Here is a 24,142-nt window from a genome sequence, read left to right as displayed (position 1 = left end):
AGCACCCCGATCCCGCAGCGGAAGAGCAGCACACATCATGACTATTAAAATCTCCCTCCTCGCACCTTCAATGCCGCTGAAGCAAGCCCATCAACAACGGTCATTAAAAAATTAAACATAAGGCTAAAAACCTTTCAGGTCTGATTTTTTTGTAAGTATTTCTTAATACCTTCGCTTGGATCGATCTTCAGCACGTCACAATACTGAACATATTCATAGACATCTAGCTTTCGTTCAAGCGTCTCTACCTTCTGTATAAAGCTGTGTGGCTCGCCTAATAACTGCGCCATAGCGCGCATACTCAACCCTTGGTGCTGACGAGCAGATTTTAGCCAAGTGACTAATTCGAAATAACGCTTACTTGAAATTGTTTTGTTCATTGTACCGATTATGGGTACAATTCTTCTTGTACCAAATTCAGGTACAGCCCAAATCTCAAATATTTCGGAGATAAAATGAAGACAACCACAGAAGCGCTTAAAGATATCAAACAAATCATCGATATACTTGAAGACAAAGGAGAAGCATTTGATTCTGGCTGCTCAGAAGACAAGTCCGTCACTATGATTGAAAGGGCCCGACGTAAGAGTCCACAAAAGCCTATACGTATCGTTAGTGACTGGATCTGGTGGCAGATTGAATACCCGTTAGCGGACTTAAGTCGTTTAGCTGAACATCACCTGCAACCGGTAAAAATCAGAGCAGACCAAGTACTTCTAGATGAAACCAATACATATGAAGGTGAGCAGACCCTTATCTCAGCCCATTTAGTCGACATTCATTATGACTGCTTATTTGAGAGTGAAGACATTACTTACATTTTATGTGGCCCCGGGACACGCAAGAACGTCACCCCAGAACAACTAGCATTCTTTATCGGCCTCTCCTAGGCAACGAATGGCCTCAGCTAAGCCGTAAAACTTCATCTAATTAATTTTCATAAAAAAAATGCAAGGCATTGAAAATTAAGCACTATACTATTTTGTAGCGACAAGGATTGTCGTCAAAAACACAATGATATGGAGTGTCATCATGAATGAAAACACAAAGGAAGAATACAGAAGACTAGCAAAGCATTTCTATACTAAACACGGAATAGTGAAGCCTACAGCCAAAACCGTTTGCGATGCGCTTAAGGACTGTGCAGCAGACTACCGACCAGACTATTGGCGTCGACTACGCACCGCGCTTGCATTAGCAGCAGAAGAAAGTGGTTTTTACAAAGCAGCCGATAAAATCAAAGCAACTAAAAATCCGATGACTGCCGATCCTAAACAGCGGAAATACGTGAAAAAGAAACAGGCACGTCAAAAATCAATCAAAGATGCCGATGAACAGCAGCTGCTTAGTTACTTAGCTGATAAGGAAGAGATAACCGTTTTTGCGGCGGTTACACTTGTTCGATACTTGGGGTGTCGGCCCGCCGAACTTCGCCAACTAAAGTTCATCAGTTCTCGCTACATCAATATCCCGTCTGCGAAAAAAACAAAAGATGGAATAAGAGGGTTAGATCGCCTCTTCGAGATAGAGAACAGTGCTTTATTCACAAGCTTAAAGGAGCACCATCAACGCTTGATAAATGCCCCTTATGCAGACCCTGTCAGATATGTACAGAAGCGGCTTGATAATCTAACACACAAACTCTGGCCGAAACGTAAAGTGCGGCCAAGCCTTTATACTTGGCGACATCAGTTGGGTGCTGACTTAAAAGCAAGCGATATGCCTCCAGAAGAAATTGCAGCAATAATGGGTCATCAATCGGTTAGTAGCGTTGAAGTGTATGGGAATCCTCGTAGCGCGCAGCATTCCAGAAAGTACTTAAAACCCGATAAAGGTATTGTTAGACAAGTTCAAAAACGTAACCAACATCGTCTGACGAAACATAAAGATGAACCCATCACGCTCAACAATATAAGCCGATGGATCAAGCAAAACCATCATGCAGTAAGGGGCCGGCCAAGGCCTGACATAGAGCCCCATTGATAACAATTCGCTGGTTAGTAGCACAGAAGACCTCAATTTAAGTCGTCAGACCGGCTCTCTTGGTGTCTCTTCGATAAATAAAATGATTCGTTCGTGCAGAAAATCTTGTGTATAGATTACGAAGAGATTCTACTTCTGAGCGCCGTTATTTTTCGGGGGGATTACCCAGGAGTCCTTGGATCGCTATGGAAGATAATTCACAAGTTCTTCAGAGGACATAACGTGACAGTAAATCATATTAAGAGTTTCTAATTCTCGATTGTGAATATCCATAGTACCGGCGGCACATGCGTCATCTACAACAATAACATCAAAACTTTCATCAGCTAAACTTCGCACTGTAGAGCTGACACATTGGTCGGTAAATATACCAACGCAAACTACAGTCTTAATCCCCATATTATTAAGAATTAATCTCAAATTTGTTCCTGTAACAGCACTATCAGTAGTTTTAATAACTACAATATCCTCAGGTAATGGAGCTAACTCTTTAACAATTTGGGATTCAAAACTCGATTTAGGAAGTAAAAGGTTGTTCCACCCGGGCTTTTTTTGACTAAGAGACCGGTCTCTTCCATCTAGTGTATGACAGGCGATACGAGCATAAATGACATCTAGCCTTTTTTTTCTAAATATATCAGTCAAACAATGTATATTTGGAATTACTATATTCTCCATACGATCCTGAAATGGTTGCCAACGGCTATCTACGACGCCTTCCGTATCCGGAGTATTTCTCCCAATGTAGGTATTCTGAACATCGATAATTAACAAAGCAACTTCACCGGTAATGATGATTGGATTCTCGGGCTCTGGAGCTTCTTTGTAATAGAAGCTACGGTTAGATGTTTTCCAAGATGACATAGGATGTCCTTTCAGGTTAAGGCTCTTCCCAAGTAGACCTGAGAGAGCCTGATTACTTAATTTATAAAACTTCTACAATAAAGAGCACTCTAACGTTCATATAATCGGAACAATAATAAGTACACCCTCAAAACTAACCGAGAACATTTCATTATTCCTAAGGCATTTAACGTTTGGCCACTGCTACTTAATCTCTAGATTCTTCTCCTGCTAATATGCCTGACAGCCAACCAGATCCTGCAGCAAAGAAAGTACCAATCACCATAGATATAGGAACAATTATCAAAACATTTTCAAAATTAGCCGAAAGCATTTTGTTATAGCTAAATGCATTAGGAGTTTGACTAAGAAATGCGAAAGTTGTTGCATATCCAAAAGTTACAGCCGGGATCGAGGAGAATATAGCAACCTTCGAGGCTGAAATATAAACTACAATACTAGCGAAAACACATAAACCGACCCACATCGATGCAGGTATAGCGGTACTTGGATTGGCAAGTACTAACAATGCGGTTAACCATGCGACAATCACGCCAAACACGTTAGACGTGATGTTCAATTTAATAACTGAGCTATTACCACCAATAGCAAAATATGATGCCCAGGCAATAAATGCCGCCCATATAAGCAAAGTGCCTACTTGCACAAATATAGCAGTTGCTATGCCTCCGAAAATACCGACCCCAATGGCCGTTGCTAAAGGTTGTTTCAATGTCGTCACCCTACTAGTTAGAATTCATTGTTTCTCAAGTATTATAAATATTCTCCTTCAAGTCAATATTTATCCTATAAGAGAAAAAGATAGCCTAAGAGATAATTCTAGTTTAGAATTAAGATTATCAAAACAAGAAAGAATATTTATTAACCATATAAAATGATAAAAGGTAGTTAACAATGGAACCATTCATTGAAAAGTACGGTCTTTGGACCACAGAACAATCTAAGCGCGCAGACGAGATTCTTAAACAGATAGAAAGCTCTAATATCAAAAATATTAGAGTTGGTTGGGGAGATCAGCACGGAATCGTTCGAGGAAAAACAGTTACGGCTTCGCACTTCGTTGATACGATGAAAAATGGTAAAGATTTTCAACTTGTTACCGCAATCTTTGACACAACAAACCATCCAATAGTGCCACCATTTGGTGCAGAGAATCACTTAAACATTCCAGAAATGATCGGCCTACCTGACGGTATATTAGTACCCGACCCAATGACATTCAAAGTTTTACCTTGGGTTGAAGATACTGCTTGGATACTCGCAGATGCTTACCTTACGAACGGAGCCCCCTGCCCTCTCTCTACCCGTCAAATATTACGTGATCAATTAACGAAGCTCGCCAATGACGGCCTTGCTATGACAGTTGGACTTGAGCTTGAGTTCTATATATTTAAACTACTTGACCCCAAATTAAGTCCCGTCGACAGCGGCTACCCACCAGCACCTCCTGAAGTAGAGATGATTTCTCATGGATACCAGTATCTGACAGAGAATCGCGGAGATGAAGTCGTTGATATAATGACTTACCTTCAAGAGAATCTTGAAAAATTAGACTTACCTGTCGCTACTTTAGAAGACGAATGGGGTCCTGGACAATGTGAAATCACATTTGATCCATTACCTGCAATGGAAGCCGCTGATGCAGCACTTCTGGTGCGTACTGCAATTAAACAGCTTTGTCGTCGCAAGGGTTTCCATGCATCATTCATGGCCAAACCAAAGGTTCCCAACATTTTCCCTAGTGGTTGGCATATGCACCAATCCATTACTTCCACGACCGACGGTTCGAACGTCTTTGTTGCTAACGAAGGCGAAGGACCACTTTCCAAGCTCGGAATGCAATACCTAGGAGGGTTACTTAAACACGCTAATGCAACCTCTATGCTAACCACTCCTACTATAAATGGATACAAGCGGCAGGCCCCAGACGGATTTGCACCATTCAAAGCTGCATGGGCATTAGAAAATCGTGGAGCTATGCTGCGCGTTATAGGTGGACCAGGCGATCCCGCATCACGCATTGAAAATAGAATCGGTGAGCCAACAGCAAACCCTTACCTTTATATTGCCTCACAAGTCATTGCTGGCCGATCAGGAATTTTGACCGATGCGGACCCTGGCCAAGCAGTCAAGGCCGCATATCTCGCAGACCGGCCGCTTCTTCCGAAAACACTTATGGAAGCTTCGGCAGCATTCCTTGCTGACGAATCTATGCGAGAAGAATTTGGCGAAACAGTTCATAACTATCTTTACAAGCTCAAAGAATTTGAAATTGACCGCTTTATGTCCGAAGTTACTGACTGGGAAGAGCGCGAATATTTTGAGATATACTGATCGTATATTGGCCTTTGATATCAATTATTAAAGGCCGTTTTTCTAGAGAAGGAGATACTATGAAAATTGGAGCAGCACAGCTACGACCTATCTGGCTTGATTCAGCGGCAACTACTGACAAAATTATATCTACAATCGCGAAAGCGGCCAGCATGGGCATAGAGTTATTAGCCTTTCCTGAAAGCTTCCTGAGTGGCTACCCATTTTGGCTTTGCCGAACAAACGCTGCCGCCTTCAATGATCCCAGACATGGTCGCGCTTATGCCCAGTTTCTCGAAGCTGCCATTGAACCAAATGGCACTGAAATCACTCGTATTTCCGAAGCGTGCAAAGATTATGGAGTCTCAATATTTCTTGGGGTAAACGAACGAGGCACTACATCTGCCCGAGGCTCGATTTACTGCTCTATGATCGTAATTGACTCGGAAAAAGGGGTCTGCGGCATACACAGGAAGTTAGTGCCAACTCACGACGAACGTCTATGCTGGGCTCCCGGCGACGCGCATGGTTTGCAGATTCACAAAATCCGCGGCTTTCGTGTCGGTGGCCTGAATTGCTGGGAAAATTGGATGCCTCTAGCACGTTTCGCACTCTATGCAGAAGGTGAAGAGATCCATATAGCATCTTGGCCAGGCAACAAATCAGTGGTCGGAGTCGCACCAGAATTCATTGCCACAGAAGCGAGAGTATGGGTAATAAGTGTATTGGGATTACTTTCCTTAAATGATATTCCTGACAGCTTCGAGTTTAAAGCCGACCTAGTCGCAAATAACGACCATGATTACTTTTTAGGAGGCTCTAAGATAGTCGACCCTACAGGAAAAACAATTGTAGAAGCTGAAATAGGTCAAGAAGCAATCATCCATACAAATGCTGATATTGAAAGCGTTAATGCAGAACGCCAAATGAAGGATGTTTCTGGTCATTATAATAGAAGCGACTTGCTTCAACTTGAGATCAACTCTATACGGCCAACCGCCGTCCAACGAATTAATGTATCAGGAAAAAAACGATGAAAGCGCTTGTTCTGCAAAATTCAACCAGCTCTGGCTTAGGGATCCTCGAAGACATATTATTGGACGAATATTGCATCTATACAGATATACGCGATGCACGCAAAGAAAACCTTGCGAAACTAGATGTTTCTAAATACGAATTAGTCATTATTTTAGGTTCTGGTCACTCTGTCTATGAAGACCAACTGCCATGGATTACAGAAGAGAAAGTATTTACTAAAAAACTCTTAGAAATACAGAAACCACTGCTGGGAATCTGCTTTGGGGGCCAAATGATTGCTGCAGCAATGGGCGCTTCAGTTACTCCTACAGGTAAAATGACTTGCGGGTGGTTAACCAATAACGAGTATAAAAATGAAGCATGGATGGGACCATGGCTCCGATGGCATGGAGACACATTTTCCCTTCCCGCTGGGGCCAATCTACTAGCAAAAGACGGTGAGGTAATACAAGGATTTCAAGTTGGTTCAGCAGTAGCTATCCAGTTTCACCCAGAAGTTAACCACAACATTATTTCAAAGTGGCATACACAATATGCGGAGAAGTATTACTCTGACACGCAAAGGGAGCTTGACAAGGAAGAGTTGCTAAGTGGATTGACGGCTGGTAAGTTGCGCACTGTTCGTCTCATCCAAGATGTCCTAGATAGGTGTTTGAATGGAAAATATTAGAGATAAAGGTACGATAATCGCTGAACAGGAGAGAGTAAAGTTTGGTCAGGAGCTCAGGACCAGACGAAAAGCAAATAATTGGACATTAGAAGACCTTCATAAACTCTGTGGAGTGTCTATTGCCGCCATCTCTAAAATTGAAAAGGGGCAATCAAGCCCTAGTTTTGAAACGATTCTCAAGATCACACGCTCGCTACAAGTGAACTTTATTGAAATGCTAGATGGCTCACCATTAATACCTGCCGCTTCATCACGCCTCATTGCTACTCATTTGGACGATATAGAGCTCTTCAAAACCAAATTTTATGATTACCATGTTCACTCTTCTACCCTGAAGCATAAAGCCATGGTGCCGTTACAAATGACAATACATACAAAAGAAGCCCCACCCCGCAATGAATGGAGCAGGCATGATGGCGAAGAGTTCATTTTTGTTCTGAAAGGAGAACTAGAGTTTCACACAGAACACTATAAACCTATAAAGCTGCGGATGGGAGAAAGTTGCTATCTAGACAGCACATCACCTCATGCTTTTGTTTCTATTGGTGATGTGCCCGCAGAAATAATATCAGTCTGTCTCTCCATCGAGCCTTTAATCGCAAACAAGTCAGTATAATTGATAGGTACTGACAAGTTAACTTCATCACCCAAACCAGAATTAAGCGAGAAGCCTTAAGCAGTGGCTTCTCCATTCATTAAACGCCTTCCCCATCAGCGTTTTGCTCACATGCTCGATTGCCAGAACCGCCGTGGCATCAATCGCAATATCTCGATACTTATTTTTACTCGTTTGCGTCTTACCTTTGCGTAATCGAATCACAAATAGATTGCCACTCTCTTTATCTAAATACTTTGATATGCGCGAATTCAACTCCGAAGTGCGACACAACTATGCAGCCTGATGTAACTCTCGAAAGACGGCTTCTGGCTGCCTATATGGCAAAGACCTTACGCATGCTGGTCTTTTGCATAACAACCCGAGACTTTGAACGCACCGTCGTTTGCTCAAAATACTCCATGAGCATCAGATAATCGACATTCTTGATATTAGTATCACCAAAAAATTCAATGATGTGGTTTTGCAATAAGTATGTCGTATTTTTTAATACCGATGATTACGCATTATACCAATATGTGTAAAATTACGAGTCGAATGGGTAGGTCGGGATTTCAGATACAATTACATCGTGTCCCCATAATCGACTTATTCTTTTAGATACGTTCTTTGAAGTGCTACTACTCCAGAATTTAATTGTTCCTAAGTTGTCTTGTGGGTGTAATAAATTCAGCTCAGCAAGCCGTCTTTTTAACTCAACGGCTACCGGGATAGCGGTATCTATGATGGAGGCCTTACCCTTTACAGTCTTTTCTATTGCAGGACTGAGAAATGAATAGTGCGTACAACCTAGAACAATATGGTCGGCCCCTTTTGAAAGTAAAGGTCGAACATAACCTTCTACAACACTGATAGTCTCTGCGCTGTTTAAGTCGACATTTTCTACTAATTCAACAAGTTGTGGGCATGCTTGAGTTTCAATCTTAACTTGTTCAGAAAACACACCTTTAAGTAAATGAAAGGAACTGCTATTCAATGTTTGTGCTGTAGCAAGAACTCCAATGATACCAGTCTTGCTTTGTAATGCTGCAGGCTTTACAGCAGGTTCAATACCTATCAGCGGGATTGCAAATTTTTTGCGCAGCTTATTTATCGAATTTACAGTAGCAGTATTACAGGCCACTACAATAGCTTTGCACCCCTCTTCATTCAGGAGCTTAACTATGCTTTCTGAACGGTTCTCAATAACTTGTTTTGATTTTGTGCCGTAAGGGGAAAACTCCTGATCAGCAACATACAACAAATTCTCTGAAGGAAGTTCTCTGCGAATAGAATGGGCGATTGATATGCCTCCAACACCTGAGTCAAATATTCCAATTGGCCTTTTCACTTGTACTCCTGCTTTCAAAGACTAACTTAATGGACTCCTTCGGTTCGATTAATAGTTTCACCCTACAGTGGGACACAAGATACCAGGGTTGGGGGAGTCCATCCCATTTCCCCTAACATTTCTACTACTAATAGTAAAATCTCTGTGCAGCAGTTATACAAACCTTGCTAGGGATTGAACTAATCAGAAATAAAAAAACGCTCCCTTGCGTTGTAAACGGATTGGGAGCGCAAAGCTTAGGTTGTCAGAAGAAAACCGAAGTACCTCTGGTAAGAAAAGGTAACTTTTTACAATAATTTACCCCGAGCAGTTATAGGCCATATTTCTTCAACCACATCACCACGAATAGCAATTATGTAATCATGAAGGTTACAGGTTGGGTCACAATGGCCAGGGATCAACCGAATTCGATCTTTAAGGTCAAGATTACCGTCCGGATCTTTAATCATGCCATGCTCATCATTACATCCAGTATACTCTGCTCTATCAAAGCCAACTACCCTGGGCAATCCAGAGTCCACGGCTACGCATTTATGGCCAGCATCACAAACGACCATTCCTTTCCTTGCTGCAGACATTATTGTGGTTAGAACAAAAAGGGCATTCTTGAAAATCGCTGCCTGTTGGTTTTCATTTGATTTGAGTGTCATATATGCAGCATCCATAAAGCAATATGTGCCTGCTTGGAGTTCTGTGAATACCCCCGATGCTGCCTCCATTTGAAAAGTACCTGTTCCGGAACCACTCACCATATTACAAGTTAGGCCTAACTTCTCCAGCTCTTTCTTTGTTTCAAGAACGCAATTCAAGACATTAGAATAGGCACTCTTCCGTTCTGAATATTCTACAAAGTGCTGGGCTGGGCCATGATAGGCTTGAATACCATCGAACCTCAATCCAACTGAATTCTCTATTTTCATAGATAGTTGAGCAGCCTTCTCGCCTGGCTCAATACCACACCTGTCAGCACCTACATTGATCTCGACCAAACACCCAAGAACAGTATTCGCTTCTTGAGCAGCTTTGGAAAGGTCATCAACATTTCTAAGGTCATCAACACATACGCGTAATGACGCCTTGTTACTTAATTGTATGAGCCTCTCTATTTTAGATGGAGAAACAATCTGGTTCGAAATAAGAATATTATCTAAGCCGGCATTGACGAGAGCTTCTGCCTCAGAAACTTTTTGACAACAAAAGCCTGATGCACCGCCAAGCGATATTTGCTTTTTCGCAACATCTATAGATTTATGAGCTTTTGCGTGGGCACGTAATGCAACACCATTCTGTACTACAGCCTCTCGCATTTTTGCAAGATTCCACTCAAAGGCATCAAGGTCGACAATAAGAGCAGGTGTTTCAATATCATTAACAAACATTCCAACTTTAGCTGCAACATGGTAGCCGACTTTTAAATTTTCAATTTTTACCATCCTACTATCCTCGGAAACCAAAGTACTATGTCCTCAAAAGCAAAAACAAGAGCAACAACGATCAATTGAATCATGACAAATGGGATAACTCCAACGTATACATCTTTTACACCTATTTCCTTGGGCGCGACTCCTTTAAGAAAGAATAGTGACCACCCGAATGGAGGAGTTAAGAAAGAAGTTTGAAGAATTACCGCTATCATCATGGACAGCCATACCATATCCACGCTTTCTAAACGGAAGAAAGGCAGCATAATAGGCAAGGCAATATAGCTGATTTCAATCCACTCCATAAAAAAGCCGAGAATAAAAATAACCAGCAACAGAAAGATGATTGCTGTATTCACATCACCAGGGGCATTCGCAAAAAGAGCTTTGACTACGTGCTCTCCCCCTAACCCTCTGAAAGCAATAGAAAACACTTGGGAAGCGACCAGAATAAAGAAAATCATGCTGGAAATAGTTAAGGTCGCCTTCAGAGAACCTTTAAGCAGTTCTATGTTGAACTTTTTATATAGCGCCGCAATAACAAGAGAACCTGCTGCACCGATCGATGCTGCTTCAGTAGGTGCTGCAACTCCCCCAATAATTGATCCCAACACACAAAATATGAGGGCGATGGGAGGTAATACAACAAAGAACATTTTTTTGAGAAGTTCTGATTTATTGACCTGATTTCGCTCTTCTATAGGAATTGCTGGAACACTATGCGGGCTTACAAACCCCAAAAACAACAGGTAAGCAACAAACAATGCTGCGAGCATCAAACCTGGTATAGCTGCGGCGGCAAAAAGAGTACCTACAGATAGTCCAACAATATCAGCCATCAAAATAAGAACTAGGCTTGGCGGTATGATCTGACCCAATGTCCCTGAAGCACATATCAGGCCACAGGAAAGGCTCTTTGAATAACCACGCGATAGAAGAACAGGCAGAGTTAGCAAAGTCATCGTTACAATCGTCGCACCGACAATACCGGTTGCTGCTCCAAGTAAGACACCGCAAAGAACAATCGCAATACCAAGTCCGCCTCTCAGACCACCCATTGCATGCCCAATTACATCAAGTAAATTTTCTGCAATTTTTGATTTTTCAAGAGTAACACCCATGAAAATAAAAAGAGGAATAGCAATGAATTCATACTTTGTTATAACCCCATATATACGATGAGGTATCAGGCTGAACAGCTTAACTTCCAGCCCAGTAAATCCAAAAACAAAACCAGAGGCTGCAATCGCGATAGCTACAGGCATTCCTATAATAAGCAATCCGAAAAAAGTGGCCAGCATTAAGTAAATTTGAAGTTCCATTAATCGTCACTCCCATTGTATTTAATTGCTTTCGGAAGATTTTTAAGAATCTCCGCGAGAGATTGAAGCCCTAAACTGGTGAAACCAACAAGAATCAACCCTTTAAGAAGGTAACGCATTGTGAGCCCGCCAGGATCGGCAGAGATTTCGTTACTTTCCCAAGATTGATAAATATAAGGTAAAGAGTAATAACAAATTAGCACTGCAATAGTAAGCAGTGTCCCCGCTGATAAAAGATCAATTATTGCTTTGAATTGTGGAGATGCGGAATTATAAATAAGATCAACCCGGACATGCTCCCCTTTATTATATGTGTAGGCTAAACCAAGCGTTGCAACGGCAGCAAGAAAGTGCCATTCCAATTCTTGGGACCAGACGGAGCCTATATCAAACAGAAAACGCAGCAATACATTAGATGCGACTGTGACAATAACTCCAAAGATGCAAACCTGTGCGACTCCTCCTAAGAAAATCGCAACAGATTCACATTGCCTGATCAGCCATGTATCGGCTGAGTTCATTGTTACCCCCTAATCCTTCTGTGCCACTGGCTTTCGCTAACGTCCGACCATTTATCATGCTTGGCTTTAAAGTCCATATAATGATCATGTACTCGCGCAAATAATGGGTCCCCGGCGCCAAGCTCTTCCAGCACACTAGGCATTGCTTCTCTTAAGCCATTGAGAATATCATCAGAAAGTGTCCGCAACTGTACACCGTGATTCTCAACCAGATCCTGTAGTGCTTCACCATTTACGGCCTCTGACCAGGCCTGGGAGCGGACGTTTGTAGAAGCGCATGCATTTCGAACTATATGCTGCAAATCTTCAGGTAATGAATCCCATGCTTTTTTATTTACCGAAAATTCAACAACATTATTTGGTTCTGACCAACCGGTTGTGTAGTAGTATTTAGCCGCATTGTGAAGACCAAGGATTTTATCCTGTGCAGGGCCAACCCATTCGGCAGCCTGAATGACACCACGCTCAAGTGCTGGGAAAATTTCTGCAGGAGGAAGTAGTTTTACATCTACCCCTACCGCTGCATAAACACGACTTGCGAGGCCTGGGATCCGCATTTTGAGGCCCTTCATATCTTCAAGTGTATTTACTTCTTCTTTAAACCAACCGGTCATTTGAATACCAGTATTGGCACATGGGAATGGAACCATACCGATATCAGCATATAGCTCTTGCCAAAGCTCCAAACCACCACCTTCATACATCCAAGCATTTTGGCCTTGAAAGTTCAGCCCGAACGGTACGCCGCCAAAGAATTGGGCCCATGGACGTTTTCCTGCACCAAAATAAGAAACCCAACCATTACATTCCACAATCCCAGCTTGCGCAGCATCGAACCCTTCAAAAGGAGGAACAAGCTCCCCCCCGTGATATACTTGAATATCAAGGCGACCACCAGACATTTCACGAATTCTATCGGTTAGATCAGTAAAGCTACCAGGGCCAACTGAATACATTGGTAAGCTCGGCGGGTATGCTGTCGTCATTTTCCATTTAAATTTCTTTTCAGAACTTGCAATTGCAGGTGCTGAAATTGAAGTGGCTCCGACGGCTCCGACGGCTCCTAGTACTTTAGCACCATTTTTAATAAATTTTCTTCTATCCATTTTGACAAACCTTTTAAGTTAAGTTACTAGGGTTAGCGGTTGTTTTTTTTATCTTGTCCTTTACTTTTTTGAGATTTGTATTAATTAAGAGGGTAATTATTTAAATTATTTTCTTAGAATTTCTCTTAGCTCCGTTGTTAAAGTTAATTTTTGACTTTTCAATTCAATTATTACAGGTCGAACCTAACAGTCGCCAGACGCAGTTGGCAGCAAAGTCACCTTATACAGATTGACATTTTCTATATATTGCACTACACAGATGCATATCTTTCTAAATGGCACAAAAATCGTGCATTTTGGCTTCTTACGGCTACATTACGTCGATGATAAGTGCGCTGAGCTATGCGTAGGCTGTCCTAGCCACTAGCCTGGAGCTCGCCCGTAAGTCGCTGGAAAAATATTTGCTGAAACTTCTCGCCGTGGGCTGAACCGGTTCCAAAGATCAGTGCCTGGTTGTAAGGCTTAAGACAATCAATCTATGATTAAAGCGCGGCCATCGCCAGAGAACAACATGGCGATAAATCCGTGAGGGGAGTTGTCGATATAGCTGTGCAGTGCTGGCCAAGCTGCTTGCGAAGTATTCGCACCAACTGGCGCTGATATCACTCGTACTCACTAAACGAAGTTAGGCTATACAGATCCGTACCTTTCCAGGTTGCATAGAATTATGTAATTCTGTTTTATCTGTTTACTGCTACATCATGTCGGTGAGAAGCGAGCCTAGACGTGCGTAAGCTGTCCTGATTTCATCCGTATAAACCTGTCCGCAATTAACACGCAAGTAGTTAGAAAATAAGCCGTTTGCAGAAAACATCTCGCCTGGGGCTAAACCGATTCCAAAGCTCAGTGCCCGGTTGTGAAGCTCAAGACCATCAATCTCTGATGAAAGCTCCAGCCACAGCAGAAACCCGCCAGAGGGTGGCACTGCGGTCAATCCGCTAGGGAAACTGTCGGCTATAGCTGTGCAGTGCTGGTCCAGCTGCTTGCGAATGGTTCGCACCAACTGACGCAGATGTCGTTCGTACCCACCAGACGCCATGTATTCTGCAAGTACGAGCTGATTTATCTGTGGCTGTCCAATGCTCGACACCCTTTTCAGATAGCTGATCTGATCACTGACTTTTCCCCCCTCAACCCAGCCAAGGCGTAGCCCCGGAGCAGTGGTCTTGGTTGCCGAGGCGCACAGGATTACATACCCGTCGGTATCAAAAGACTTGATGCTCAGCGTTTCGCCATTAAAGTGGAGGTCGGCAAATGTCGCATCTTCGATGATCATAAAGTCATGACGGCACGCAAGTTCGGCGAGTTCCCGTTTTTTTTTCACAGGTATCGTAGCTCCGGTTGGGTTGGAGACGGTCGAACACAAAAGGCAGGCCGTGACATCGAACTTCCTCAGAGCCTTTGTGAACTCATCGACGGACAAACCATTAACAGGATCACATGGGATCTCTAGAGCCTGAAGGCCCAAGACCTCAAGCAGGCTGAGGAAGCCATAATAAGTAGGGGTCTCCACTGCAACAATATCACCGGGCTTAGTCACGGCACGAAGCGCTAGACTGATGGCTTCAACGCAGCCGTTCGTGACAACAATAGCCTCGGGGTCGATGGTGCACCCCCAGCGCAGTGACCGGCGAGCCAATTCCCGCCGTAGCTCCATAGAACCGGGAGCGAAGTCATAAGAGCCAAGAAGTTCGGGCTTGTGCCGTAACAGCCGTGACATGATCGATTTTAGACGAGTTATGGGAAAAAGCGATGGGCTTGGCACCGCTGCGCCAAAAGGCAGTAAGCCTGGATTTTGGGCTGCCGTCATTACCAGCTGCGTCGCTTCCTTCTGCATGATCTTAGTAGGAGACCCTATAGGCCTAACAGGCTTAGGGGGCTGGAAGAAATCTTCTCTGCGTTTGACGTAGTATCCAGATCGGTTGAGCGGTGTGACAACCCCGCGGTCTTCAAGTACTCGATAAGCTTCCACAACGGTAGGCACCGACACGGCGTGGCTTTTGCTAAGCATCCTTAGCGACGGTAAACGGTCTCCTTCAGCCAAAACTCCAGAAGCAATCATGTCCGTAAGTTCATCGGCGATCTTTGCGTAAAGTGGCTTTGCCGACTGAGCCTGAGAATCTTTTGACATGACTGAACCTAGAGGTTTGTTGAAATCTGTGTAGGTTAATATAGCCGAAATCTGCAACTGTTCAATAGACAGTGTGGAAATTAGTATAGGGGTCATTCAAGTTAATAGGAGTACTAATAATGAAAGATCTCAAGGCCTTCAAGGCTGCAGTTTGTCACGTCAGCCCAATCTATTTCGATTTGCAGGCGACGATGGACAAGGCATGTTCACTCATCGCGGAGGCAGCACGGAATGGTGCATCTCTCGTTGCCTTTCCTGAAGCCTTTCTTTGCGCCTTTCCTGTCTGGTCCGGTCTACGTTCACCAGTCGAAAATCATGACTTTTTCACATCTATGGTGAAATCTACAGTCACCGTACCTGGCCCCGAAATTGCTCGTCTGTGCGCGATGGCACGAGATTACTCAATTGTTATTTCTATGGGACTGAACGAATCAGCGATCCAAAGTGTTGGCTGTATCTGGGATACAAATATCATTATCGATGCGAATGGCCGCCTTTTAAATCGCCACCGTAAACTTGTACCAACTTACTGGGAAAAACTTACTTGGGCCAATGGTGATGGCAGTGGTTTGCGTGTTGTTGATAGCGAAGTTGGTCGTATTGGCGCTCTGGTTTGCGGCGAGAACACAAATCCACTTGCGCGTTACTCATTGATCGCTCAGGGCGAACAGGTTCACATTGCATCTTATTCTCCACGTTGGCCGACACACCCGGCATCATCGGATGGAGGCTATGACTTAGAAGCTGCTATCCGCATTCGCTCAGGCGCCCACGCATTCGAGGCTAAAGCCTTCTGCCTAGTGGCCTCAGGCTTTTTAAGTGATGCTGCCGCTGATCTTATCTGTCGCGATGAACCAGCTGCCCGCGAATTGCTGGAAAGTACTCCACGTAGTGTATCTATGATTATCGGACCATCAGGTAAAGTAATCAGCGATACCCTTCAGGACGAAGAAGGCATCATTTATGCCGACATCGATTTGAATGATTGTATTGAGCCTAAACAATTCCATGACGTCTCTGGTGGCTATAATCGTTTTGACGTTTTCGACCTACGCGTAAACAATAAACCACTTAATCCAGTATCCTTTGGTGATAGCTCATCCCAGGCCTGGATCGAAGCACTTCAACCAACTGAAGAGACAATCAACGAATAAAGATCTCATGGCAAATTTACCTTCGCCGGCAAATCAATACCTGCCTGTGGAGGTATCTATTTCCAATTGGTGTAATTCTATTAAAAGTCACAGACCCATAAGGAGCAAGTTATGGTGAATGTTGGTAAAAATTTAAATGTCGATATCGTTGATGTCTTCACTGACAAGGTTGGTGAAGGTAATCCCGTGGCTATCATTCATGACGCAGATAACATTGAAGATGCACGCATGCAAAAAATTGCATCATGGATTGGGTTACCTGAAACTGTCTTCCTTGTAACGCCTAAGGGGGCGAATGCAGACTATGCCGTTCGTATTTTTGCCCCTTCCTGTGAACTGAACTTTGCGGGACACCCTTCAATTGGGGCACTCGCATCATTGAGAAATCGCTATGAAGACTGGCGAGACAGGAAAGACTTCATACAGGAATGCAATGCAGGCGAAGTTCAGATGCTTGTGGAGCATCACGAGAATAAAGCGATTATTCTGTTTGAAACGCCTGTTGTGGCAGAGGTTACCCCACTCGCCTCAGAGACTGAGGTCAAATTTCGCCAAGCTATATCTGTTCATAAAAAAGCTTCCTCCTGTGATCTAGTACATGCTGGCGCAAACTGGATAATAATGCTCTTTGAGGATGAATGTGATGTTTCCAGCGCCATACCAAATCAAGAAAAGATTTTAGAACTAAGTCACGAACATGACGTTTCAGGTGTAACGATCATAGCACCGATATCATACGAGCCTTCGCAATACCAAGTTCGATCCTTTGCACCAATTATCGGTGTTCCAGAAGATGCGGCTTGCGGCGGTGGAAATGCTTGCGCTGCTGCATCCGTAGCTGTTGCGAATGGTAATATACCTGTCCACTACGTAGCACGCCAAGGGCAGAAACTAAAACGTAATGCATTCCTATTCGCCTCAAGTTCCGACAAGCCTGGACGGTTTAAAATCGGCGGAGAAGCAAAAATTGCAGTGTCAGGTAGCTTCCATTTCTAATGGGCTGCTTAGACTTTTCATTTAGGCAGATACACTTTAGCCGAATCAACAATTTGAGATTGGTTTCTCTAAAGGAGTAACTATGGATTTAGGTTTATCAGGTCAAAGGGCCCTTATAACTGGTGGTTCAAAAGGAATTGGTTTAGCTACTGCAAAAACACTAGCTGAAGAAGGTTGCAATATTGTTTTGGTAGCACGAGATTCTAAATTACTAAACTCCGTTGCAAATGAAATAAAGAATCAATATGGTGTTAATGTCGAGTTCTGTTCGTCTGATATATCAGAGACGAAAACAGCAATAGCCTTAGCGAATAATTATAAAGATATAGATATTTTAGTTAATAATGCTGGAGCGATACCAGGTGGCGGATTAAAGCAAGTTTCGATAGAAGACTGGCGTAAATCTTGGGATCTAAAAGTATTTGGCTCAATTGAAATGACCCGTTACTTTTATGAAAATATGGAAAACCGTGGTAAAGGTGTAATTGTCAATGTAATTGGATGGGCTGGAACGCGGGTTGACTCGAATTACCTTGCAGGCAGCATGGGTAATTCATCTCTGATTGCTATGACCAGAGCGATGGGGTCAACAAGCCCAGCAGATAACATTAGGGTTGTTGGTGTGAACCCAGGTCCAGTTAGTACGGAACGCCTTGAAGTCCTTCAACGTAAGAAAGCTGCCCTGATTTTAAATGATGCAGATCGTTGGGAAGAACTTTTACATAAGCTACCCTTTGGACGTGCTGCTACAAGCGATGAACTTGGGGCTGCAATTACATTTTTGGCCTCTGATAAATCTGCTTACACATCAGGAACAATCTTGGATATTGATGGTGGCCTATCTTGGAAAATGTAAAAAAGGGACTAACAACGTATTTATCTTTGCCGATGCCTATTATCGTGGCGCGGAGAAGCGTTGAACGTTGAACGTTGAACGTTGAACGTTGAAAAATATTGACTAATCTATAGCGGAGCGGCCAGTATAAGTCAGGATTACAAAACAGCACCCAAGCATGAGGTAATCCTCCCCTTTTTGACAACGGATGTAGTCTTCTTTAAGAAAAAGTTTTTGAATAATACTGTTCAATGCTGGCCTCTATCACTAGGAGAAACTACGATTAAGAAGTCGTTCGTGCAGAACAACCTTGTGTATAGATGACGAAGATATTCTACTTTTGAGCGCCGATATCTTTCGGGGATTACCATATTAGGGGCAGATCTTTTTATTTTGTACTTCTGCCCGCCACTCGTCGTACTTTTGAGTAGCTTAACCCACCTATACTTGTCATTCGATTTCGTAAGACAACTGAGAAAAACGCTCTGCTACACGATTTATAAAGCTCTTAATATTTCCAATACCCCAGTTCCGCGCTACATAGTAACCAACCCCCTCGTACTCCAGTTCCGGGGCTCTAGAGACTCTATATTTACTATATTTCCGCTCGTTATCGGTAACTTCATCTGCTCTTTTCAGAAGCTGGAAATTACAAGACATATCTTCTCGTAAAAACTCGAAAGTATCTCTATCCAGAAGGCCTGAATGCTCAACCGCAAGAACAGTATTTAGTCCAATATCAGACTTCTTAAATTGGGACTTGAAGATCTCACCATTAATACTCAAGGTAAGAACAGAACGATCCTTAGTACCAGCTCTGGAACTCCTTTCTTCCCGGCGTTTCTGACGCACCTCAACCTGATATCCCTCTGCTTCAGGTAAGGGCACAATCTGCTCTGCATTCAGGAGAAGCTGCTCCCCAGAACGATAAAGCCCTAGTCGAACACAGGTAATATCCAGATCACGTTCATTCAACCAAAGAACAGAAGTTGTAACCTCTTTAGAAAAATCCCCTGATGCCAATACAATTCTTACATTTTGCCCGAAGTCATCTTCCTGAGGCTGATCCCAGACAAGAAACTCCAAAATTGAAGACTCTGCATCAAGCTCTACTCCTTGGTAATCTTCCCCTTTTGAGCAGGCGTTAAAAGTAGAAGTTAAGCGACTATCAACGATGGTTTACCACCATTGGTTAATCATCTCTCCCCCTCACGAAGCCGTCTGTTTAACATCAACACCGTGTACACATGTACGATGTAGATATACATCGACAGGCGTGTTAAATAACATCATATAAATGTTAAAAGTCGGTATTGTGTTCAACAACTTCGCTTTTTGGTTATAGCTTATAGCTTATAGCTCGGATTAGCTTCCAAAAAACCTAGCTTATCCAGTCCCTCTCGCAAGCCTGTAGGGGTACTGTAATCAACGATATTACCGGCGATGTGCTGCGGTGCTTTGTTCAATAGCTTCGCTTTTTGATAGTGGGCTTCAATCACTTGAATCGAGTTACCGCAATGCTCAGCGATGTCATTGTGGGTGATATTGGCCGCCAATTGGTTATTGATATAGGTATGTCGAGCACTGTAAGTCACATACTTGTCATGATGTAACTTGTCACTGACGTAATCCAAATACTGCTGCCGACTGAAAATCCGTTCGTAGGCCGGATAAGTATCATAAACATAGCTTTTAAACACAAAACGATCTGGGTAATTTTTAATCAAGTAATCCAAACGCTCTGCCGTTTTCAAACCCATGAGCGTTTTACTCACATGCTCTATTGCCAAAACCGCCGTGGCATCAATCGCAATATCTCGATACTTATTTTTACTCGTTTGCGTCTTACCTTTGTGTAATCGAATCACATAGTAGTGATTGCCACTCTCTTTATCTAAATGCTTTGATATGTCCTTAAACGCAATGCCTTTAGGCTCTTCACCCGGTCTCACACCGGTGGATAACAAGAAGCTAAAGTAGTGCTGGAATGCTTCACGATAGTGCCTTGTTTGTCTCGTCCGACTGGCTTCAATAAAGCTAGGATAGTTATCCCGAAGCACTTGGAGGTCGTGCTCACTGAATGGCTGAACATTATAATCAGGATCTTTAATGACGATGTCTGTTGGCATGTCTGGGACGAGTAGTGCACTCACCAAACGCTTTTTCACCGCATAGGCAAAGACCTTACGAATACAGGTCTTTTGCATAACAATCCGGGACTTTGAACGTACGGTCGTTTGCTCGAAATACTCCATAAGCATGGGGTAATCGACATTCTTGATATTAGTATCACCAAAAAACTCAATGATGTGGTTTTGCAGTAAGGAGATATAGTCTTTGTATGTTGTATTTTTTAATGCAGGGTTATCGATGACAGCCTGCATCTCTGCAATTGCTTTGTTGGCGACGACTCTGAATGAAAGGTCCGAATTCAAATCGAGCGAGTAACCAGACTCCACCTTTCCCATCAACTTTAAACGCTGTTCAGTAGCAAACACTTTAGCGTCTTCAACATGCTCTTTTTTCGTTGAAAAGCGTTTTTCTTTAACCTCGCCATCCGCATCGATTTTGATCCTAGCAGACCAGTACTTTGTTTTACTTTTCTGGCGATACACAGAGATATACTCATTGACATAAATCCAATCCGTATCTTTTGAGGGTGTGAAATCAACATCCGTATTAGAGGATAAAACTTTGCTCAAATCCAGCTGAGACAGCAGCATCTGATACTGTTTTTCATCCATCCTAGTGACGAGCTGAATAAAAGCCAATTTATCCATATGGACACCATTCCTTTGCCAATCATATGTAGACAAACCTGTAGAGTTCACAATAATATCACCTAAGCCACTGAAACTTAAGATGTAATTGTAAGCCTATTAGATTCAAAATCCCCCGCCCTTAAAAGCGTGCCGGTTCGAGTCCGGCCACTGGTACCACAAACGTAAATCATTTAAGCCTTGCTTCTTAGCAGGGCTTTTTTGTATCTGAAATTTGAGTAAAAAAGCATTGGGATTCGCTTTCTATAAGATCTCTGCCCCTCCTTAAATACATACTCACCCATGCCCGATGCCTGGCTACTGGACGCAATCTCAAGATTCATATTGTATTGAGCACAACTAAAACTAAGTTGATAGACATTAACCAAGCTTAACGTGCTGGTTTCTGCTGTCTCAGAAGGCAAGGCCAGCTACTGAGCAGCAGAATCTAACAAGCATCCCTATAGATTAGAAATAGCCCCTCAATGAGGGTCGAATGTTTCGACACCCGTTTTCAAGGAGCAGACGCTTTCCTGCTGATTCACTCCGAACATTCCAATCAGGAAGAGGCAAAACGGTCAAAAGTGAACACCCTCTTCGACTACCGCTAACGACTCCAATCTTATAGTTACTCACATATCCTGTGGATAACTGTGTGAGGACACTCTGGACTTCTCTGTTATAGCCTTGCTGCATAGTCGCTATAAGGAACTGGGTGAAATCCAACCAACCTCACTAGCATCCACTCAATGACCTCTACTTTTAGCACTTGCTAAAAAGGGGAGGATTACCATAGGGCTCGTTGCTCTTGCAGCCAAGCATCAAGCATGTGAAAGCGGTGCAGAAACGAAGTCATAAATAGGCGCGTTGTTTGTAAAACAAGTGGCAGAAATTTACCTTAACACTCGGGCACGAGAAGGTGTTATGCCGTATTTAAGTGCGTAAAGGCGAGAAAAACTGGCACTACTGGAGAAGCCAAGACTAACAGCAATGTCCAATGTCGTCATGTTGGTTTGCTCAAGCAGTGTTTTGGCTCTTTTGAGCCGCAGGGCTCGATAAAACGCTTTGGGGTTACAGCCTACCGCTTTTTGAAAACGACGCTCAAGCTGACGAATGGAACAGCCGGTTTGATCAGCTAACTCTTTTATGAGCAATGGGGCTTCTAGGTTGTCTTCCATCAATTGAATCACTCGCCCTAAGCCTGCTTTTTGTAGCAGAGCATTGTCATTTTCACTTCGTGGTTGGTCGATGTCGGACGTTCGAATAGCATTCATTAAAAGTACGCGACTGACCGCGTGAGCCAATGCGCTAGAGTGAGGCTCGATGATGTAATTTAGCACCACATCTGCGGTTGCCATCATGCCGGCAGAACTGATGAATCGCTTGCTGCGAGAATGAAGCGGAAGACTAACACTGTGGATTAAGCTTGTGTCACGCAACAATTGGTAATTTTCCCAGTGGGTGGTCACGTTTAGGTCCAGCGGATTGTGACTTTTCCACTCTGACGCGGCGTCTGACAACAGTAAAATCTGACACCCTTTACGCTCAATACTTTTTATCCAAAACCGCAATTGATCAAAACGATGCTGAAAACCAACACCACCGAGGACAATAAAATAATCTGCGTTTTGGTTCGCTAATTCAGATATAGCTTGGGTTCGAACCAAAAGTCCGCCAAGGCCTTCTACGATATCTTGGCCGCAAGAGGTGCAATAATGCACTTTGAACACGTTATTTTGGTTGAGTCGATTCGCAATGCGCAATACGTCTTGTATTAAAGACAGTTCTGTTGGCACAAAGCCCGGTTCAACCAATACCATTATGACAATATCATTCATGGATATTCATACTCTCGATACAAAACCCGTTGGCGCGCTCTTAAATTTGCGTGGCAACCTAAGGCAAAACTAACGCTTTGCATGCAGACTGGCTCGAAAAATGGGCCATCAATGACGCTACTACACATCAATGGAGACGTTTCCTTTAGGCTGTGAACAACAAGCTAGAATATAGCCTGCTTCTATCTCATTTTGAGAAATACCACCATTGTGGTGCATTTCAATATTACCTGAGTGTTTTTTCACTTTACAAGTACCGCACATACCAAACTGACACGCGGATGGAATCACAATACCCGCGGCTCTTGCCACCGTTAATAGGCTTTCCCCTGGCCTTGCTTGACGATTAATATTCGACAAAGCAAAGTGTATTTCTATCGTTTCATTTTGATCCGTATTGATATCAGGAACGCACGTTTTACTTTCGATAGGCGCTGAAAAACTTTCCTCATGGTAATTCAATGGGTCAAAGTTTTGCGTTAAAAGCATTGTTTTTACTGATGCCATAAAAGATTGAGGGCCACAACAATAGACGTCACGATTGAGATAGTCCGGCGCAATAAGAGTTAACATCGCCAGATTAAAACGCCCTTGGTAGCCTGTCCACGCTTGAAAAGCGTCTGCTTCTTTGACAATAAACTTAAGATTAAAATTAGGGTGTCGAGCTGCCATTTCTTCTAATCTTTTGCGAAAAATAATGTCTGAAGGCCGTCTCGTACAATAAACGAACACAATATCAATGTCGTGATTTCTATCCAGCATGTCTGTCACCATCGATATCATAGGTGTCACACCAGAACCGGCAGAAATGAACAAATACTGTACGCTATGATGATCGCTGGGCAGCTGATCGACATAAGTAAAATGACCCGCAGGCCCTATAGCTTTAATTGTCATGCCGGAGGTAAAGTGATCCATCAACCAACGAGAACCGACACTATCAGCCTGAGCTTTTATGGTTAAAGTAATCAGATGTGGCCGTGTTGGTGAAGACGATATGGTATAAGTGCGAAATACAGAACCACCAGGCAATGGTATTTCAAGCGTCAAAAACTGCCCTGCTTTATAGCGAAATAAAGCGCCTGATGGCGAGCAGAAAGAGAAGCTCATGGTATTAGACGTTTCAGAGATAACAGACACACATTCTAAAAGCTCATCGTCCGTCCAGTCGTTGTGATCCAGACTGATAGAAGAATCTTTCATCCTGTATTCCTTTTGATTTTTTAAAGAAATACAAACACTGTA

General features: G+C 43.2%; 22 protein-coding genes. 9 read left to right on the top strand and 13 right to left on the bottom strand.

Annotated elements, in window-relative coordinates; genetic code table 11:
• Positions 1 to 134: 134 nt before the first annotated feature.
• Positions 135 to 380, bottom strand: coding sequence for a helix-turn-helix domain-containing protein (locus KO512_RS17925; protein WP_215953697.1), 246 nt, complete (start codon positions 378 to 380; stop codon positions 135 to 137).
• 75 nt (positions 381 to 455) lie between these two features.
• Between KO512_RS17925 and KO512_RS17920 the strand changes: the two genes are divergently transcribed.
• Together KO512_RS17920 and KO512_RS17915 are read left to right on the top strand one after the other, a co-directional pair.
• Positions 456 to 890 (top strand): DUF6957 family protein, encoded by a 435-nt coding sequence (locus tag KO512_RS17920; protein ID WP_215953696.1) that lies wholly within the window; start codon positions 456 to 458, stop codon positions 888 to 890.
• 142 nt (positions 891 to 1,032) lie between these two features.
• Positions 1,033 to 1,983 (top strand): tyrosine-type recombinase/integrase, encoded by a 951-nt coding sequence (locus KO512_RS17915; RefSeq protein WP_215953695.1) that lies wholly within the window; start codon positions 1,033 to 1,035, stop codon positions 1,981 to 1,983.
• Positions 1,984 to 2,166: 183 nt separating this feature from the next.
• On the opposite strand, the gene KO512_RS17910 is transcribed toward KO512_RS17915, so the two are convergent.
• Together KO512_RS17910 and KO512_RS17905 are read right to left on the bottom strand one after the other, a co-directional pair.
• Positions 2,167 to 2,847, bottom strand: coding sequence for a cysteine hydrolase family protein (locus KO512_RS17910; protein WP_215953694.1), 681 nt, complete (start codon positions 2,845 to 2,847; stop codon positions 2,167 to 2,169).
• A gap of 187 nt (positions 2,848 to 3,034) precedes the next feature.
• Positions 3,035 to 3,559: a DUF1097 domain-containing protein gene (locus KO512_RS17905; protein WP_215953693.1), complete on the bottom strand. Its 525-nt coding sequence runs from the start codon at positions 3,557 to 3,559 to the stop codon at positions 3,035 to 3,037.
• 182 nt (positions 3,560 to 3,741) lie between these two features.
• Here KO512_RS17905 and KO512_RS17900 point away from each other — a divergent pair, with 182 nt between their 5' ends.
• From KO512_RS17900 to KO512_RS17885, 4 genes are read left to right on the top strand one after another with little or no spacing between them, the layout of a single operon-like run.
• On the top strand, positions 3,742 to 5,181 hold the full coding sequence (locus tag KO512_RS17900) for a glutamine synthetase family protein (protein ID WP_215953692.1): 1,440 nt from the start codon (positions 3,742 to 3,744) through the stop codon (positions 5,179 to 5,181).
• 59 nt (positions 5,182 to 5,240) lie between these two features.
• Positions 5,241 to 6,197: a carbon-nitrogen hydrolase family protein gene (locus tag KO512_RS17895; RefSeq protein ID WP_215953691.1), complete on the top strand. Its 957-nt coding sequence runs from the start codon at positions 5,241 to 5,243 to the stop codon at positions 6,195 to 6,197.
• Positions 6,194 to 6,868, top strand: a complete 675-nt coding sequence (locus KO512_RS17890) for a type 1 glutamine amidotransferase (protein ID WP_215953690.1) — start codon at positions 6,194 to 6,196, stop codon at positions 6,866 to 6,868. Before KO512_RS17895 ends, KO512_RS17890 begins: the two co-directional genes overlap by 4 nt.
• A complete protein-coding gene (locus KO512_RS17885; protein WP_215953689.1) occupies positions 6,855 to 7,484 on the top strand; it encodes a helix-turn-helix domain-containing protein in 630 nt (209 codons plus the stop codon). The genes KO512_RS17890 and KO512_RS17885 overlap by 14 nt, the downstream gene beginning before the upstream one ends.
• A gap of 526 nt (positions 7,485 to 8,010) precedes the next feature.
• On the opposite strand, the gene murI is transcribed toward KO512_RS17885, so the two are convergent.
• From murI to KO512_RS17855, 6 genes are all read right to left on the bottom strand, one after another.
• Complete coding sequence (murI, locus tag KO512_RS17880) at positions 8,011 to 8,814, bottom strand: glutamate racemase (RefSeq protein ID WP_215953688.1); 804 nt, start codon at positions 8,812 to 8,814, stop codon at positions 8,011 to 8,013.
• Between the two features lie 287 nt (positions 8,815 to 9,101).
• Complete coding sequence (locus KO512_RS17875; protein WP_215953687.1) at positions 9,102 to 10,247, bottom strand: DSD1 family PLP-dependent enzyme; 1,146 nt, start codon at positions 10,245 to 10,247, stop codon at positions 9,102 to 9,104.
• On the bottom strand, positions 10,241 to 11,557 hold the full coding sequence (locus KO512_RS17870; RefSeq protein WP_252735107.1) for a TRAP transporter large permease: 1,317 nt from the start codon (positions 11,555 to 11,557) through the stop codon (positions 10,241 to 10,243). Before KO512_RS17870 ends, KO512_RS17875 begins: the two co-directional genes overlap by 7 nt.
• Complete coding sequence (locus KO512_RS17865) at positions 11,557 to 12,078, bottom strand: TRAP transporter small permease subunit (protein ID WP_215953686.1); 522 nt, start codon at positions 12,076 to 12,078, stop codon at positions 11,557 to 11,559. Before KO512_RS17865 ends, KO512_RS17870 begins: the two co-directional genes overlap by 1 nt.
• A gap of 2 nt (positions 12,079 to 12,080) precedes the next feature.
• Positions 12,081 to 13,184, bottom strand: a complete 1,104-nt coding sequence (locus tag KO512_RS17860; RefSeq protein WP_215953685.1) for a TRAP transporter substrate-binding protein — start codon at positions 13,182 to 13,184, stop codon at positions 12,081 to 12,083.
• A gap of 694 nt (positions 13,185 to 13,878) precedes the next feature.
• Positions 13,879 to 15,315 (bottom strand): PLP-dependent aminotransferase family protein, encoded by a 1,437-nt coding sequence (locus tag KO512_RS17855; RefSeq protein WP_215953684.1) that lies wholly within the window; start codon positions 15,313 to 15,315, stop codon positions 13,879 to 13,881.
• 119 nt (positions 15,316 to 15,434) lie between these two features.
• Here KO512_RS17855 and KO512_RS17850 point away from each other — a divergent pair, with 119 nt between their 5' ends.
• The 3 genes from KO512_RS17850 (at position 15,435) to KO512_RS17840 (ending at position 18,321) form a co-directional block, all read left to right on the top strand.
• Positions 15,435 to 16,469 (top strand): carbon-nitrogen hydrolase family protein, encoded by a 1,035-nt coding sequence (locus KO512_RS17850; protein ID WP_215953683.1) that lies wholly within the window; start codon positions 15,435 to 15,437, stop codon positions 16,467 to 16,469.
• Between the two features lie 111 nt (positions 16,470 to 16,580).
• Positions 16,581 to 17,465, top strand: coding sequence for a PhzF family phenazine biosynthesis protein (locus KO512_RS17845; protein WP_215953682.1), 885 nt, complete (start codon positions 16,581 to 16,583; stop codon positions 17,463 to 17,465).
• A gap of 82 nt (positions 17,466 to 17,547) precedes the next feature.
• Positions 17,548 to 18,321 carry a short-chain dehydrogenase/reductase gene (locus KO512_RS17840; protein ID WP_215953681.1) on the top strand — a complete coding sequence of 258 codons (774 nt, stop codon included), beginning with the start codon at positions 17,548 to 17,550 and terminating at the stop codon, positions 18,319 to 18,321.
• A 429-nt stretch (positions 18,322 to 18,750) separates the two neighbouring features.
• Here the strand turns inward: KO512_RS17840 and KO512_RS17835 are convergent, their stop codons facing one another.
• The 4 genes from KO512_RS17835 to KO512_RS17820 form a co-directional block, all read right to left on the bottom strand.
• The gene (locus KO512_RS17835; protein WP_215953680.1) at positions 18,751 to 19,386 is read right to left on the bottom strand and encodes a hypothetical protein; all 636 of its coding nucleotides are present in this window, start codon (positions 19,384 to 19,386) and stop codon (positions 18,751 to 18,753) included.
• Between the two features lie 260 nt (positions 19,387 to 19,646).
• The gene (locus tag KO512_RS17830) at positions 19,647 to 21,080 is read right to left on the bottom strand and encodes a hypothetical protein (RefSeq protein WP_215953679.1); all 1,434 of its coding nucleotides are present in this window, start codon (positions 21,078 to 21,080) and stop codon (positions 19,647 to 19,649) included.
• Positions 21,081 to 21,952: 872 nt separating this feature from the next.
• Entirely contained in the window at positions 21,953 to 22,897 is a 945-nt protein-coding gene (locus KO512_RS17825) for a GlxA family transcriptional regulator (RefSeq protein ID WP_215953678.1), read from the bottom strand.
• 120 nt (positions 22,898 to 23,017) lie between these two features.
• Positions 23,018 to 24,100, bottom strand: a complete 1,083-nt coding sequence (locus tag KO512_RS17820) for a hybrid-cluster NAD(P)-dependent oxidoreductase (RefSeq protein WP_215953677.1) — start codon at positions 24,098 to 24,100, stop codon at positions 23,018 to 23,020.
• Between the last annotated feature and the right edge of the window lie 42 nt (positions 24,101 to 24,142).

It is taken from the genome of Amphritea atlantica (assembly GCF_018860855.1).
In the GTDB taxonomy this organism is placed as follows: Bacteria; Pseudomonadota; Gammaproteobacteria; order Pseudomonadales; family Balneatricaceae; genus Amphritea; species Amphritea atlantica_A.
Note: the sequence above shows the minus strand (reverse complement) of the source record. Positions and strands in the feature narration are given on the sequence as shown.

Coding starts and splice junctions, on each gene's coding strand:
- KO512_RS17920 (WP_215953696.1), top strand. CDS start 456: ATGAAGACAACCACAGAAGCGCTTAAAGATATCAAACAAATCATCGAT.
- KO512_RS17925 (WP_215953697.1), bottom strand. CDS start 380: ATGAACAAAACAATTTCAAGTAAGCGTTATTTCGAATTAGTCACTTGG.
- KO512_RS17865 (WP_215953686.1), bottom strand. CDS start 12,078: ATGAACTCAGCCGATACATGGCTGATCAGGCAATGTGAATCTGTTGCG.
- KO512_RS17825 (WP_215953678.1), bottom strand. CDS start 22,897: ATGAATGATATTGTCATAATGGTATTGGTTGAACCGGGCTTTGTGCCA.
- KO512_RS17830 (WP_215953679.1), bottom strand. CDS start 21,080: ATGGATAAATTGGCTTTTATTCAGCTCGTCACTAGGATGGATGAAAAA.
- KO512_RS17910 (WP_215953694.1), bottom strand. CDS start 2,847: ATGTCATCTTGGAAAACATCTAACCGTAGCTTCTATTACAAAGAAGCT.
- KO512_RS17895 (WP_215953691.1), top strand. CDS start 5,241: ATGAAAATTGGAGCAGCACAGCTACGACCTATCTGGCTTGATTCAGCG.
- KO512_RS17915 (WP_215953695.1), top strand. CDS start 1,033: ATGAATGAAAACACAAAGGAAGAATACAGAAGACTAGCAAAGCATTTC.
- KO512_RS17820 (WP_215953677.1), bottom strand. CDS start 24,100: ATGAAAGATTCTTCTATCAGTCTGGATCACAACGACTGGACGGACGAT.
- KO512_RS17840 (WP_215953681.1), top strand. CDS start 17,548: ATGGATTTAGGTTTATCAGGTCAAAGGGCCCTTATAACTGGTGGTTCA.
- KO512_RS17860 (WP_215953685.1), bottom strand. CDS start 13,184: ATGGATAGAAGAAAATTTATTAAAAATGGTGCTAAAGTACTAGGAGCC.
- KO512_RS17890 (WP_215953690.1), top strand. CDS start 6,194: ATGAAAGCGCTTGTTCTGCAAAATTCAACCAGCTCTGGCTTAGGGATC.
- KO512_RS17885 (WP_215953689.1), top strand. CDS start 6,855: ATGGAAAATATTAGAGATAAAGGTACGATAATCGCTGAACAGGAGAGA.
- KO512_RS17900 (WP_215953692.1), top strand. CDS start 3,742: ATGGAACCATTCATTGAAAAGTACGGTCTTTGGACCACAGAACAATCT.
- KO512_RS17855 (WP_215953684.1), bottom strand. CDS start 15,315: ATGTCAAAAGATTCTCAGGCTCAGTCGGCAAAGCCACTTTACGCAAAG.
- KO512_RS17870 (WP_252735107.1), bottom strand. CDS start 11,557: ATGGAACTTCAAATTTACTTAATGCTGGCCACTTTTTTCGGATTGCTT.
- KO512_RS17845 (WP_215953682.1), top strand. CDS start 16,581: ATGGTGAATGTTGGTAAAAATTTAAATGTCGATATCGTTGATGTCTTC.
- KO512_RS17850 (WP_215953683.1), top strand. CDS start 15,435: ATGAAAGATCTCAAGGCCTTCAAGGCTGCAGTTTGTCACGTCAGCCCA.
- KO512_RS17875 (WP_215953687.1), bottom strand. CDS start 10,247: ATGGTAAAAATTGAAAATTTAAAAGTCGGCTACCATGTTGCAGCTAAA.